The sequence below is a fragment of the Mesorhizobium sp. M7A.F.Ca.CA.002.05.1.1 genome (assembly GCF_003998335.1).
Taxonomy (GTDB): Bacteria; Pseudomonadota; Alphaproteobacteria; order Rhizobiales; family Rhizobiaceae; genus Mesorhizobium.
This window is the reverse complement of record NZ_RZQI01001556.1, coordinates 1-620: the sequence shown is the minus strand read 5'-3', so window position 1 is coordinate 620 and position 620 is coordinate 1. Positions and strand designations below refer to the sequence as shown.

General features: G+C 65.0%; 1 protein-coding gene. It reads right to left on the bottom strand.

Annotated features, from left to right (window positions below; translation table 11 throughout):
- Positions 1-113: 113 nt before the first annotated feature.
- On the bottom strand, positions 114-620 hold a 507-nt coding region (locus EN939_RS37005), incomplete at its 5' end, for a DMT family transporter (protein WP_164751639.1).

Below are 620 nucleotides of genomic sequence, written 5' to 3'. Positions count from 1 at the left end.
CCTTACGGTCGGCTTGGAGTAGGACGGGCCGAGGGGTTTGGGGGGACTTGGGGATGGCCCGTCGCATCCATAATGCCTGACCCGGATGATGGTTCCGTGACTGTGTCACTTTTTTAAGAAATATTTGACGCCACGCGTTGCGGGCCGGCCATGCGTTGCGAGCGGGCCCTCAGCCAATCCCGCCCCGCATGGGCGAACACCGCGCACAACACGATGACGCCGCCGATCATGCTGGCGGCTGGTGCAATCTCGCCCAGGAACAGGAAGGCAAACAGGATCGCGAACGGCACTTCGGCCGAGCCGAGCAGTCCGGATTCGGCCGGCGGGATGAGCCGCGCGCCCTCCGTCCACAGGATCGAGGACAACGCAAAGGACGCGCCGAACGTGGCGAGCAGAACGGCATCCCTTTGCGAAACCGCCAGCGGATCGGTGACGAACCAGCCGAGCAGGAACAGCAGGAACGCCGAAACCGCGCCGGCCCACACCACCGGCGTGTCGCGGAACGCGCGCACCATGATCATGTAGAGGCCGCTGCCGATGGTCATCAGCAGTGCCAGTCCGTCGCCGAACAGATTGCCGGTGCCGAAGCCGGACCAGACCAGGATCGACACGCCGCACAG